We start from the raw sequence: 13,193 nt of genomic DNA on the forward strand, positions 1-13,193 counted from the left end.
CCTACGTTTGCGCCAGGCCCAAATTCAACCCCTCCAGCCAGGCGATCAGCCCTTCAGCCGTCTTCTGCGGCTGTTCCAGCATCAACATATGACCGGCACGTTCCACCACCCGCAGCTGCGCGTGCGGGATCTGGTTGGTCAGGTAAATGGACGCCCCCAGCGGGGTCAGGCGGTCTTGCGCCCCCACCGCCACCCAGGTTGGCACGCTGATCTGCCCCAACCAGCCAGAAGATTCAAAATGCGCGCAGGCCAGCCAATCCGCAAAGATCACCCCCGGCCGCGCCGCGCGCAGCGACTGCATGGTGCGGTTCACCAGAGCCGCCTCCGCGCCGCGCGCAAAGAGTAAATCTTCCAGCTTGTGCAACCCGCCCGCGCGGGTAACCGGGTTGCATAGCAGCTCTGCCAGGTCATTCGCCCCTTTTAAGTTGCTGCCACACGAAAGCAGCGCCAGCCCAGCCACACGCTCAGGGCAGCAGCGCGCCAGATGCTGCGCCACCGCACCACCCATCGAATGACCCACCAGCACCACCTGGTACAACTGCAAACCATCCAGAAATGCCAGCAGGCTGGCCGCGTAACCTTCTACGGATTGAACAGCCGCCCCCTCCGAACGGCCGTGTCCGGGCAAATCAACGGCCAGCACCGTCCAGCCGCGCAGGCGGCGCAGCTGCGCCGGCCAGCACAGGTGATCGCTGCCCGCCCCGTGGATGAAAATCAGCGGCGGCAGGCCAGTTGGGCCGGAATGAGAACAGGCGTAATAGATTCCATTGGAAAGCGGCATGGGCTGCAAAGTCCTGATTGATAAGTATCCATCAGACTTCCAGCGTTGCATTTCGGAGAGACAGAAGCAAAACCTCTGTTCCCCCTGGCACCGAAACGACGGCTGCGATGAAGTCGAATTGGTTTTAAGCGGTGATCCCGCGCTGCAAGCGCTCGGCGGCTGCCTCCGTCATCGGTACCAGCACGCGCACACGCGTGCCTTTCCCCTGCACCGAGTCAATCGTCAGCAGTCCATTGATTAAGTCGGTGCGCTCGCGCAGGTTGATCATTCCCAGGCTGCCCCGGTTTTCATACGACTGGTTGACTTCTTTCAAGTCAAAGCCCACTCCATTGTCCATCACCTCCAGCGAGGCAATCTCCCTGTCGCTGGCGTGAGCGCGCAGCCGAACCAGAATTTTTTCGGCGCGGGCATGCTTGCGGGCGTTGTTCACCGCTTCTTCAACCAGATAAAAAATGGTGGTCTGGCGGGTCGCGTCCAGGCCGGGCAGCAGGCTTTCGTCGATGTCCAAAAACACATTCTGATCGTAGGTGGCTTTCATCTTCTCGGCCATCGTTTCCAGGCCCTTCAACAGCCCTTCCGCTTCCAGGGTGAGCGGGCGCAGGGTAAAGAGCATGTGGCGAATTTCCTGCGTGCTGCGCCGCGCCAGTTCTTCAATCTTTTCCAGTTCCGCATCCGGGTCGCCCGTGTTGAGTTCCATCATTTTTCGCACCACATTCACGCGCATCGCGATTGCCGCCACGGTTTGGGTGGGACCGTCGTGCAGGTCGCGCGCCAGTTTCTTGCGCGCCTCCTCCTGCGATTCAACTATCCGTTCTTTCTCTTCTTGCACGTCTTGAAACAAGCGCGCGTTCTGAATCGCCACCACCGCCTGGTGACTGATCATCTCCAGCAGTTCCTGTTTGTCCTCGTCGAAATAATCCGCTTCGGGGTGAGCAAACAGCATCACCCCATAGGCATTCAAGCCGCGCAGCAGGGGCAGCAGCAGCGCGCTGCGGCACTCGTGCAGGGCCACAAAATAATCCAATTCCGCGTCCGCCGAGGGGTTGTCCAGATGCTGTGGCTCTCCGCTGCTCAGCGCATGGGCCAGCGCGCCTTCCTTGGCGGGCAGGGCCGCTTTCTGGTCGCGTGGGGGCAGCCGCCGCGAAGCGCCCACCGTCAGGCGGTCATCCTGATTGAAAAACAGAACGGCGCACACCAGTTGGTCGGCCAGATCGCCCTCGTCCTTCAAGACCTTCACGCTTAAATCCACCACGCTTTCCACCACCTCCTGGTAGTTCAGGGTGGCGCTGATGGCCTCAATCATCGAATAAATATTCTGCAGGCGCGAGCGCTCGCCGCGTTTGGCCAGCTTTTCAGCGTTTTTTCGCTCGCGCACCTGGCCAAAATAGTTCTTGCGCAGCAGCTTCACCAGCTGCACGCACAAAAAGCCCACCACACCCGCTGCCGCGAGATTGGAAGCCGCCAGCAGACCGGTGGATAACAAAGCCAAATTGTGTTCCGATAGATAAACCCAGCCGCTTTCCAGCAGCGAAATGATCACCCCCACAATCAACGCGCCGCGCCATTCAAAATAAAGCCCGGCAGAAAACAGCGCCAGCAAGCCCGACCACACCAGATTGCCCGAAATGCCGCCCCCCAGCCCAAAAAACATCAGGCTCACCAGCACATCCACAGCCACATTGATCACCCGGTGAAACGCCAGCCGCCGGTTCAAGATCGAGATGACGGTGATGAAGGTGTTCCAGGCCACTGCCAGAATGATCACCAGCAGTTCAAACAAACTCAACTGCCCCGCCAGCGTGAGGGTGGAAACAACCCCCATCAATAGCAGCCAGCGGATGGAAGCGGCGGCCCAATCGACCAGGAAAGGAAACTCGTCTTTTCGCATAATCTAATCATATCTTAAACAGGCTGCGCCCGCCCCCTCATTTTTAATGATTCCCGCTGCTACTCCAGCACCTGCCACAGGCGTACCGTTCCGTCCGAGGCGGAAGTTGCCAGGGTTTTGCCATCGGGTGAGAACACAACTGCGTTCAGGGCGTCATTGAATCCGCGCAGACGGGTTACCTCGCGCTGGTTTTGCACATCCCACAACACCACTTCTCTGGCCGCGCCCGCGGCTAAAAGGCTGCCATCCGGCGAAAACGAAAGGCTCACCGGCACGCCCTGGGATGAAACCAGCCGCCCCACCGCCTGCCCCGCGTTGGAATCCCAGAGCTGGATGATGGGTGTGTAATCCTCGCCAATTTGCGCCGCCACACCGGCTGCCAGCAGGCGGTCATCCGGGGCCAGGGCCAGGCCGCTCACAAAGTCTTCGTGCGAAAGCGCCGGCCCTAACTGCCCGCTGGCGATATGCATCACCTGCACGCTGGCGCGCGCGTACCAGATGAGGAACTTGCCATCGGCCGAAAAGGTCGCCGCGTAGACCGGCGCGGCGGTTGTGAACCCGCTCAGGGTTTTCTCCAACACAGCCGTATCCACGCTCCACATTTCCACCGCGAATTGGTCGGTAGACCCCACCGCCAGCCTGGTGCCATCCGGTGAAAATTCGGTAAAATAGGCCGGGGTAGCCCGTTCGATTGTTTTCAGCACTTCACCGCTGTAAACATCGCGCAGTTCAATCGTCAGCATATCCGCTGTAACGGCCATCAAATTGGCCTGCGGCGAAAAACTGAGCAGAAAATACGGGTCTTGAATTTGCACGTTGGCCAGCGTTTGCAGCGTTTTTCCGTCCAGCAGTTCCAACCCGGAAAGGGTCAAGACCCCCAGGCGCGCCGAGTCTGCCGACCAGGCCAACCGGTACGGTGAAGCCGCCTCCACCAGGGCCGTTTGGGTGAGACTAGCGGCATTCTGAAGAGTGATCACGCTCGGGTTTTTCGGCGCAAGAGTTGGCGCTGGTGAGGCTGCTTCGGTTGGCGCCGCGGTCGGCAAGGGCGGCGCGGGCAGCGGCGTTGGCGTTGGGGGGGCGCTCGTCGGCAGCGCGGACGGGGCCGCGGAAGGGGTTGCGCCCGCGCCGGGCAGCGTGCAGCCCGCCGCCAGCAGCATAACCAGTACAAGCCAGAGATTCATCTTCCTTCTCATAAAAACCTCCTGCGTTGGTTCTCCCAGCCGGGCATCAAACATTCCATCCTGCCGGAGAATAGCCAGGCCGTTTTAATCAGCGAATAAACACCCGCTGCCAGGCAATCAACACCTGGCTGCGCGCCGCCTGCTCCTGCGGCAGAAAGGCCAGCAAACTGGCGCCATCGGAATAAGTATCATCCTCTACTTCGGCGATCAAGCCGCGGTCATCCCACACAAACAATGTGGTTCCGGCGCAGCCCAGCCGGAAAGTTCCCCAGCCGCCCGCGGCAAAGCCCTCCGCGGGTTCACCCCGGCCAAGCACCGTCTCTTCTTGCGGACCCAGCCGCACCAGACGCCATTCCTGGCGCGTCAGGCTCAGCGCGTACCCTTCAGCGTCTCCGCTCACCCGGCAGCGCAGTTCCACCTGGGCGGCCGCGTTGTCTTCCAGGGCCAGGCTGGTTTCCAACTGCACATCCGGCCGGTCTGGCGCGTCTTCCGTGTAGATATTTTCGCTCAGCACCAAAACCGGCTCCTGAAACACAAGGCGCAGGGCCGGCCGGCTGCGGTACAGCAAAAATTCACTTTGGTTCGCGGCTGCCATTATGCCCTCCCAGCCCCCCACCAGGCTCGCCGCGTCCGAAAACCGCGCTTCAAAGATCAACTGCCACGGGTTGGGCGTTCCCAGCGTGGAAGGCTCTGCCTGCCCGGCTGTGGGAACGGGCGTGGGTGTGCGGGTGGCGGGGAGGACTGTGCTGGTCAAGGAAGGCATAAGGGTTGGACGAGCGGGCTGCGTGGCCGTAGGCGAACCGGGTTCTCGGGTAGCCGTCACCGCCGACGGAACGGTCTGCGTGAGCGCGGCAGATCCCCTCAGTTCTGGCAGCCACCACACCAGGTTGATTCCCAGAATTATCGCTACTGCCAGCGCCAGCGCCACAACCACCAGCAGCATCAGGCTGACCGCCAGGCCCACCAACCACCAGTGACGCGGCGATTTCATTTTACAACCCAGGCTGCCTCTAACAGGGTTCCGGGGAGGGTTGTCAGCGGGAAGGGCACAAACTCAGGCTCATCGGCCACGTACAGCGAAAGACCGCTGGTAAACAGCAGACGCCGTCCCTGCGCGCCCCAGCGCGGGAAGCTGGCCGGGCGGTCAAAGATCTGGCGCGGTGTGCTTGAGCGCGTGCCCACCCAAATCCCCGCTTGCGAACCCGCCTCCGAAGAAGACCAGGCCCATACCCCGCTTACCGGCGAGATCTCCGGCAGCATCCCGGCCACACTGGCGGGAATGTCAAAGCTGACCTGCTCGGGGGTAATCGCCAGCAGCTCATCGTCGTAGGTGGTAACGTAAAACAGACGCGCTTCAGGCTGCCAATACACGCCCACCGTCTCTTCCGTAGACAGGCTGCGCGGCAGGCCCATGCTGCCCGGAATAAAATACATGCCCGCGTTGAGCGGCTGAGAGGCACATGAACAGTCCTCTTTCAAATCTTCATCCACGGTCAGCATCACATTGCCGCTGCCGGGATCCACGGCGATGTCATTAAAACAACCGCCCGTCAGGCTGGTCGAGAGCGCGGTTTCCACGTTAATGCGCCGCAAATTGTACCCACCGCAGTCGGGGTCGCGGCTGTAGAACAGCGCCTCGCGCGGCGCGGCCCACCCGGCTAATTCTTCCCCTTGGGTCGCCGCGCTGTACAGTGTTACCCGCCCGCTGTTTTCAAACGGCGGGGCGGCATACGCACCGCGCATGGTCAGCGACTCGCCATCGCCAAACGCCGAAGCGGTGAAGTACACCACATGGCTGCCGTCCGGCGACCACTGCGGGTTAAACTCTTGGTTCGTGTCTTCAGAGATGCGCGTGGTTTCGCCGGTCTCCAGCGAGTAGACGTACACATCCGCGGATGGCGCGTCCATCAAGGCGATAAAGGCCAGGCTCTTGCCGTCTGGCGACCAGGCCAGGCTGTTCTGTTCGCTGATCGCGCGCACCGCTTCGGAGCTGCGCCGGCTGGTATTGCCTTCTGCTTCCCTTGCAATCAAAGCGATGCTCTGCTCTTCTACAAGGTCTGGCAGGCGCACAATATGCAAAGTCAGCCCATACACCCGCGAATCTTCATCCTCGGTGATATACGCGATGCGCCCGCCCTTCGGCGCGATGGCGCTTTGGATCGAATCGGGAGATATGATCGTCTCATCCGTGATCAGTGTCAATTCGGTGCCGTCGGGGGCCAGCACGTACAGCCCGCGGGAAGTCTTCATCAAAAGCCAGGGGCCTTCTGGGGCGCGCAGCATCAGATTGGGGGCGGTGGTGGGTTCTTGTGAAGGGAGCGGCGTGGGGCGCGGGGTTTTTGTTTGCGTGGGGGTGAGGGTAATGGTCGCCGTAAGACTGGGCAGGCGTGTGGGTGTGTGAGTGCGCGTGGGCGTGGGCGACACCGAAGGTGTAATCGTGTTGGTGGGGGTAAAGGTAACCGTCGGGGCGTCGCGCCAGATGTACGCCACCATGCCAGCCGTCCCGGCCGCGCCTAACGCCAGCAGCCAGCAGGCGAACCCCACCAGCAGCGCCAGCGGAACCAGGATCCATAAATAGACCTTGCGGAACTTGAAGGTTGGGCGCGCCAGCGCCAAATCGGCCAGCATTTCTGGGGCGGGCGGCTGCTGCTTGAGCTGCTCCTCGTCCAGCGTCTCCGGCGGGCGCGGCGGCAGGGCTTCCGGCGCGGCTTCCACCCACTGGCCGGTGTCATAACGGTACCACTTGCCGCTGGAAACACCAATCTGCCACATCTGACCGTTCTCATCCACCACCAGAATGCGGTCCGCTGCCGCTTGAAACTCGGCAGCACTGATTTTCTCGGCCAGATAAGCCGCGCGCAGCCGGTCATACTGGCGGCGGGCTTCTTGGAATGTAAGAGCTTCTCCAGCGGATGTGTTCATAGTCCTTACTATACGTCCGGTAATCAGGCACGTCAAGCCGGCTCTTGGATGTACCGACCGCCAGGCATCACAACATTACAGATTAAACGAAAAGGCGCGCGAGAGATTGTCCCGCGCGCGGTTTTCTAGAAAATTATTGGCAAACTAATTCAAACGACGCCGCCGGGAAGTATTGGTGATTGGGGTTATCCACATAAATCTTCCCGCTGTACGTACCACTGGCGTTAAACTCTTTGTCGAAAGAGACAGCCTTGGTTCCGGCTTCATCAAATTTGAGCGAAACAACATCCGACTTGGAGCCATCGCTGAACTCCCAGAAATAGGTAACCGTTCCCGCCGCGCTGGCCTTAATGTCCGCACTGAGCTTGAAGGTATGCGGGCAGGCGCCTTCAAATTTAGCGCTGTCTACCTTGGCCGTTGCCGATGTTACCGCAAAACCGGGGCTTTTGACCACAATCTGCACATAAAACGTCTGGTCGCCCTTGCTGCCCAATCCAAACACCGCCGAAGAGGCGTTGCGCAGCTTCCAATTGCCACGGTATGTTTTGGGTTCCATCGGGGCAGTCATCTCGACTGAAATATCCACCGTTTCGCCGGGCGCCACGCTCTTGGGCAGTTTCACCGACACTGGCGCGTTCATGGCATTCCCATCCACAAACACCGCTTCGTAACTGGTGCTCCAGGTGCAGCTTCCGGTGTTTTTGATCCGCCAGGTCTTGGTGAACTTCTCGCCTGGGTCCATCACAGTGTCATCGGGAATGGTTACGTCCGCGCCAAAGTCACCCCGGTCGCAGGGGACCACTTCACTCGGCTTGCTGGTGGGCAAGGGCGGCACCGTGGGCGCCTGGGTGGGGGGCGGCGTGGTGGGCTGCTGGGTCGCAGCCGGAGCAACCGTGGGGGTGGCTGCCACCGGCGTACCCGCCACCTGGGTGGCATAAGCCGCCACCGTCAGCGCGGCCGCGGTTTGCACCGCCTCTGAGCCCGCAGGAGTCTCCGTCTGGTTCCGGGTGGGCAGATTGCAGCCGGCCAGCAGCATGCTCCCCGCGATGACCATTAACAGATAAGCGCGCAGCTTATTCATTCTTTTCACCTCATCATTTCTAAATTCATTACACACAGCCTGACCTCGATTTTAAAATAGAAAGCCAGCGCGTGCAATGGTAACCATTCTTTTCAGACGCCATCCGGCCAAAAAAGTTCCATTCCATATGAAATAGCCCACAAGAACAGGTGGCGTTGATAATTGTGAATTATTTCACAAAATTTTTATGCAATCCTTATTCTCTTTTAACCAGTAAACGGACGTTTTTGGATATAATTATCATGATTTAATGTATATTTGTGTTCGGTAATATTAAAGTTAGCAAGATAAGTATATGAAGATGACTCTACCCTTGCGCACCGTCTTGCCCGATTTCGGCAGCGAAGTGCGCAATCAAAAAGCGCAGTTTCTCAAAGTGATCCTGGTCGGGATCATGCATATTTTAATACCCTCGGCGCTGGCTGTCATCTTCATTGACCCCTCTCCCTGGCCCGGCCTCAGCTTCATGGCCGCCTGGTTTCCCATTATCCTGGTTATTAAGCAGTTCCTCAAGAGAGGCTACCTTGAATCCGCCAGCTACGCTTTTTGCGCCATCCTGCTGGTGATGGTCAATACCGGCTCCATCTTTTTTGGCGGCGTGATTGGCCCCAATATGGGCGCGTATATGGCCGTTCCCCTTATCGCCGGTCTCATTCTGGGCATCAAAGGCGGATTGATCTTTAGCGGTTTAAGCACGCTTTCGGCCATTGGCCTGTTGTGGTTTGAACAAACGGTTTCACTCAATAACCATCTTCCCCCCGCCAAACCCATCTCCACCCTGGTGGGTTTGCTGATCACCACCGGTTTCATGGTCATTCTGATGTACACCTATAACCGCATCCTCGACCAGTCCATCAAGCGCACCCAGGCCAACGCCGAGATTCAAAGAGAGCTCAACCAGCGCCTGAAAGCAATGCAAACCGTGCTGGAAGAAAAAAGCCAGCAGCTCATGCTCGCCAACCAAAATCTGGAACTGCGCGTGTCGCAGCGCACGCGCGAGATCGAACTGATTGGCGGCATGGTGCAGCAGTTGCATTCCTGCCTTACCCTCGAAGATGCCTACCCCGTCCTGCAGTCCAGCCTGATGGAGCTGTTCCCCGGCTTCGAAGGCCGCCTGTGGCTGCTGGATGAAAAAACAAACACCTTCACCGCGGCGTTGCATTGGGGAAGCCAGCTGCCGGCGATTAAATGCCCACCCAAAGCCACCTGCGCGGCTCTCCAGAAAAACCAATCCACCTTCCACTTTTCCCCCCTGGATGAAACGCACTGTTTTCAGGACTTGCCTGGGCGAATCCAATCTTCCGTTTGCATGCCGATCAGAACATCCAACACGACCCTGGGATTGCTGCAGCTCTGCCATCTGAAGCCCATGTTCGGGTGGCAAGAACCCGGCCTCGACAGCCAGCTTGCCGACTTCCGCCGACTGACCACAACGATTTCTCACCAGATTGCCATTGCCCTGGGGCACCTGCACTTGCACATGGAATTGCAAAACATGGCCATTCAGGACGAATTGACCGGCCTGTATAACCGCCGCTTCATGGCAGACGCCCTCAACCGCGAAATCAACCGCGCGCAGCGCAAAAATCACAATGTTGGGGTGGCCATTCTGGATATCGACCATTTCAAACAATACAACGACCAGTTCGGCCACGACGTTGGCGACGAGATTCTCAAACAAATTGGCGCTTATTTCAAAACCAATCTGCGCAAAGATGATGTTGCCTGCCGCTTGGGTGGAGAAGAGTTTTTGCTGATCTTCCCGGAAATTTCACAGAACGCGCTGCAAAAACGGGTTGAACACATGATCAACGATCTGCGCCAGATTCGCATTCACCATCACAACCGCGAGCTGGGCACCATCACGGTTTCAGCCGGAGCGGCACTCTACCCCAACCACGGGCTTACCCCTCAACAAGTTGTCCGCGCCGCCGACCTGGCCCTTTACCAGTCCAAAAACGCGGGCCGCGACCGGCTGACCTTTTATGATCCCCAGCAAATGGCCTACCTGGACAACAGTAGAGATTTTTCCAGCCTGTCGGCCAATTGAAAACCGCCCCAAAAACCCCATAATAGAATTACCGCGATCAAGCCGGTCTCTGCTGGTCTGGTTACGGCTGTCTCCCGGCTTTAATCCAAGGATGCCCTATGAAAAAGACTTCCTTCTTTTTTCAAGCCTGCCTGGCCGCTGCCTTGCTGGCCGGCTGCGCCGCACCGCCCATCACTCCGCCGCCCGCCCCTCAGCCGCCTGCACCACCATCCGGCAGCCTGCTGGAAACCGTCTCCGCGGATGAAATGCTTGCCACCATTCGCGACCTGACGGAAATCGAAGTTTTCTCGGGCTGGCGCAACTCTGCTTCCTCCGGTGAAGCCCAGGCGCTGGACTACATGGAAGAACGCCTGCGAGCCTTTTCCAACCTGCAGGCCATGGGACTCACCACCGAACGGCAGACCTTCAACGTGCAGATCGGCGCTGAGCTGCGCGAATCCAGCCTGTACCTGGACATCGGCGGCAAAATCGTCGAGGTCCCCGCCGACGGCCTGCGCGGACACCGCGATGACCCCAATCTGGCGCTGCGCTTTGACTCTGATGGCCGCCTCAACGACAGCCAGCCCGACCCTGTTGAAGTGGAAAATGCCGCCGTGTACATCGCCAGCGAAGAAGCGCTCAACGCCGCCCCCGCCGCGGAGCTGCGCGGAAAGATCTTCCTCGTTCCGTATGCCATGCTGGACCGCGGCCGCTTGGGCGTTTCGGGGGCAACGGCGGTCAGCGCGCGCCTCTTGAGCAAAGACCCGGCCGGCATCGTGATGGTAACCCAATATTCCACCCGCCCTGGCGAAAGCAACGGCGCGTTTGCGGGCGACGGCAGCGGCTTCACCACCGCCGAGTCGCCGCACACCCCGCCCATCCTCTACACCCGCCTGGAAGACCTGTCCGCGGCCGGCATTCACAGCCTGGACGATCTGGCCGCTGTGGACGGCGCGCGCCTGGTGTGGGACGCCGACATCTCCGCCCCGGCCGCCTCTGGCAACCTCATCGCCCGCATCCCCGGCCAAGACGCGTCCAAAGCCGTCATTCTCGGCGCGCACATCGACAGCCCCAACGCGCCCGGTGCCATGGACGACGGCAGCGGGTCTGCCGTTCTGCTCGAGGTGGCGCGTGTGTTTAACGCCGCCGCGCTCCAGCCGCCCGTGGACGTGGTGTTAGTCTGGTTCGGCAGCGAAGAGCTGGGGCTGTATGGCTCCGCCCATTTCACCGCTACGCACCAGGAGCTGCTCGACCGCACCATCGCCATGCTGCAAATCGACGACCTCACCCGCCCCCTGGACGGCGTGCCCGCCGATCTGTATCTGGTAACCTGGTCGGCCTCAGCGCTGGGCAAACCGCAGATACCCTGGCCGCAAGCCCTCAGCGGCCTGGGAGCGGAGGCGGGCATTCCCCTCAAAGTTGTAGACGAACACAGCATCTATTCCGACAACAACAGCTTTGGCGGCTACAACGTCCCCAACCTCAATCTCATTTACATGTCGCCAGAAATGGAAAGCCTGGGCGGTGTGTGGGTGGCTGGTACCATCCACAGCCCGTATGACACCCTCGAACGCGCCCAGGAGATGCGCGATGTGCTCCAGCAGATGGGGCAGGTGGCGCTGCTTGCCGTCACGCGGCCCGGCCCAGACCCGGCCAGCTACCGCGTTACACCTCCCGCCCGCCAGCGCGCCGTCTTTGTCGCCTCTTGCACCGAAGCCGCCCACATGACCCCCGGCACCTTTCTGGAGATGGGCATGGCGCTTTCGCTGGCCGGCCTGGACGTGGACCTGATTCCCTACGGACAGGCGGTTACCGCGCAAGACCTGCAAGGCGCCAGCCTGGTGGTCGCCCTGCCCTGCGTGGATTACGCCTACACCAACGCCACGCCCTCCGCCGCGACTCTCTCCGCCGAATCCCTGCAAGCCCTGCAAGACTACGCGGAGTCTGGCGGCCTGCTGCTGATCACCAACAGCGCCCACCAGCTCAAATACGGTAACACCGTCATGGCCCCCAACGAAGACGCCCTGGCGATGAATGACCTGGCGGGGCGCTTTGGCGTGACCTTCACCGGAGAGGCGCACACCGATGGCAGCGTCTCCCCCAGCCAGGGCCATCCCCTGCTGGAGGGCGTCAGCGGCCTGCAGATGGCCGGCAGCAATGGCATGGTTTTTGAGATGCAGTCCGGGTCTGTGCTGGCGGGCGGCCCATCCGGCGCGGTGATCGGTCTGACGCCCGCCGGAGAAAAAGGTGAAGTCATCATCCTCGCGGATGTTGCCCTGCTTAACAACGCCTGGGGCAGCAGCGCCAACACCGCCTTCTGGAAAGCCCTGGCCAGTTACAGCCTGGAGCGATAATTCCACCTCGAATCAAAACCGCCGGGCATTTCAAACAACAGCCTGGCGGTTTTCTTTTTTTTATTGGTCCAGCACGCCGGCCTGCCGCAGCAGCGGTGTAAGCACCCCTTCCACCGTGCGGTCTACCACCAGGTCTGCCTGCTGGCGAATGACTTCCAGCGCGTTTTGCGGCGCCAGGCGGAATGTAGCCACTCCAAACGTCGAAAGGTCGTTTTCACCGTCCCCCGCGGAATACACGGGCGCGCCCGCGCGGCCCAGCTTTTCCAGCAGCCGCACCAGCCCCGCCCCTTTGCTCACATGCACAGGCAGCACCTCATAAAAGCCGGGCATACTGCATTCCACATTCAGAGGAAAATCGCGAACCGCTTCTAAAAACGGAGGGACTTCTTCCTCACAATTTTTTGCCAGAATTAAAGCCTTGCTGAAAGTATGCGTTCGGGGGTCATCCACGAACACGTGCAGGTTCATTGCATGCTTGGCGCTTAACTTCTCGGCGTAATCCGTCATCCACAGCGTGTACGAGCCTTTCAAATCCATGAAGAGAAATGTAAGCCGCGGATGCTGCTGGGCATAATCAATCAGCCAGTTCTGCACGTCAACTGGAAACGGAGAATACTCCAGCAGGTTTTCGCCCGCCTGGTAAATGGCTGCGCCATTATTCATCACCAGCGGCCAGGGCAGCGCCTGGCCGTTGACCAGCCCATTGTTTTCGAATATCGGCCTGGCCGAGAACAACGGCCGGCCGGTAGTGGGCAGAAACAGGCAGCCTTCCGGGGGGTTCTTGAGCCACGCGATATCTTTGGGATGGATGCGCTCTTCCGAGTCGATCAGCGTTCCATCCAGATCAAAACTAATTACAGGTACATCTTCCATACAACCTTACCATCCAATAATAAAAATTTACCCGCCCATCTGCCGGGCATGCCGGCCAAATGGCATGGGAACAATCACCTTAAA

Annotated in this window: 9 protein-coding genes; 2 read left to right on the top strand and 7 right to left on the bottom strand. The window is 59.8% G+C overall.

The annotated features are described in order from the left end of the window. Position 1: 1 nt before the first annotated feature. From ADN00_RS11380 to ADN00_RS11405, 6 genes are all read right to left on the bottom strand, one after another. Positions 2-781, bottom strand: coding sequence for an alpha/beta fold hydrolase (locus ADN00_RS11380; RefSeq protein ID WP_075063112.1), 780 nt, complete (start codon positions 779-781; stop codon positions 2-4). A gap of 124 nt (positions 782-905) precedes the next feature. Further along, positions 906-2,669 (bottom strand): GAF domain-containing sensor histidine kinase, encoded by a 1,764-nt coding sequence (locus tag ADN00_RS11385; RefSeq protein WP_075063113.1) that lies wholly within the window; start codon positions 2,667-2,669, stop codon positions 906-908. A 59-nt stretch (positions 2,670-2,728) separates the two neighbouring features. Continuing rightward, positions 2,729-3,850 carry a WD40 repeat domain-containing protein gene (locus ADN00_RS11390; RefSeq protein ID WP_075063114.1) on the bottom strand — a complete coding sequence of 374 codons (1,122 nt, stop codon included), beginning with the start codon at positions 3,848-3,850 and terminating at the stop codon, positions 2,729-2,731. Positions 3,851-3,938: 88 nt separating this feature from the next. Then, a complete protein-coding gene (locus tag ADN00_RS11395; protein WP_075063115.1) occupies positions 3,939-4,841 on the bottom strand; it encodes a hypothetical protein in 903 nt (300 codons plus the stop codon). Further along, positions 4,838-6,772 carry a TolB family protein gene (locus ADN00_RS11400; protein ID WP_075063116.1) on the bottom strand — a complete coding sequence of 645 codons (1,935 nt, stop codon included), beginning with the start codon at positions 6,770-6,772 and terminating at the stop codon, positions 4,838-4,840. Before ADN00_RS11400 ends, ADN00_RS11395 begins: the two co-directional genes overlap by 4 nt. A 133-nt stretch (positions 6,773-6,905) precedes the next feature. Then, a complete protein-coding gene (locus ADN00_RS11405) occupies positions 6,906-7,853 on the bottom strand; it encodes an NBR1-Ig-like domain-containing protein (RefSeq protein WP_075063117.1) in 948 nt (315 codons plus the stop codon). Positions 7,854-8,148: 295 nt separating this feature from the next. Between ADN00_RS11405 and ADN00_RS11410 the strand changes: the two genes are divergently transcribed. Next, the gene (locus ADN00_RS11410) at positions 8,149-9,903 is read left to right on the top strand and encodes a sensor domain-containing diguanylate cyclase (protein WP_075063118.1); all 1,755 of its coding nucleotides are present in this window, start codon (positions 8,149-8,151) and stop codon (positions 9,901-9,903) included. Positions 9,904-10,001: 98 nt separating this feature from the next. Further along, positions 10,002-12,236, top strand: coding sequence for a M28 family peptidase (locus ADN00_RS11415; protein WP_075063119.1), 2,235 nt, complete (start codon positions 10,002-10,004; stop codon positions 12,234-12,236). A 60-nt stretch (positions 12,237-12,296) separates the two neighbouring features. Here ADN00_RS11415 and ADN00_RS11420 read toward each other — a convergent pair whose 3' ends face one another. Beyond that, on the bottom strand, positions 12,297-13,109 hold the full coding sequence (locus ADN00_RS11420; protein WP_075063120.1) for an HAD-IIB family hydrolase: 813 nt from the start codon (positions 13,107-13,109) through the stop codon (positions 12,297-12,299). Positions 13,110-13,193 lie beyond the last annotated feature (84 nt).

This window comes from Ornatilinea apprima, assembly GCF_001306115.1.
GTDB lineage: Bacteria > Chloroflexota > Anaerolineae > Anaerolineales > Anaerolineaceae > Ornatilinea > Ornatilinea apprima.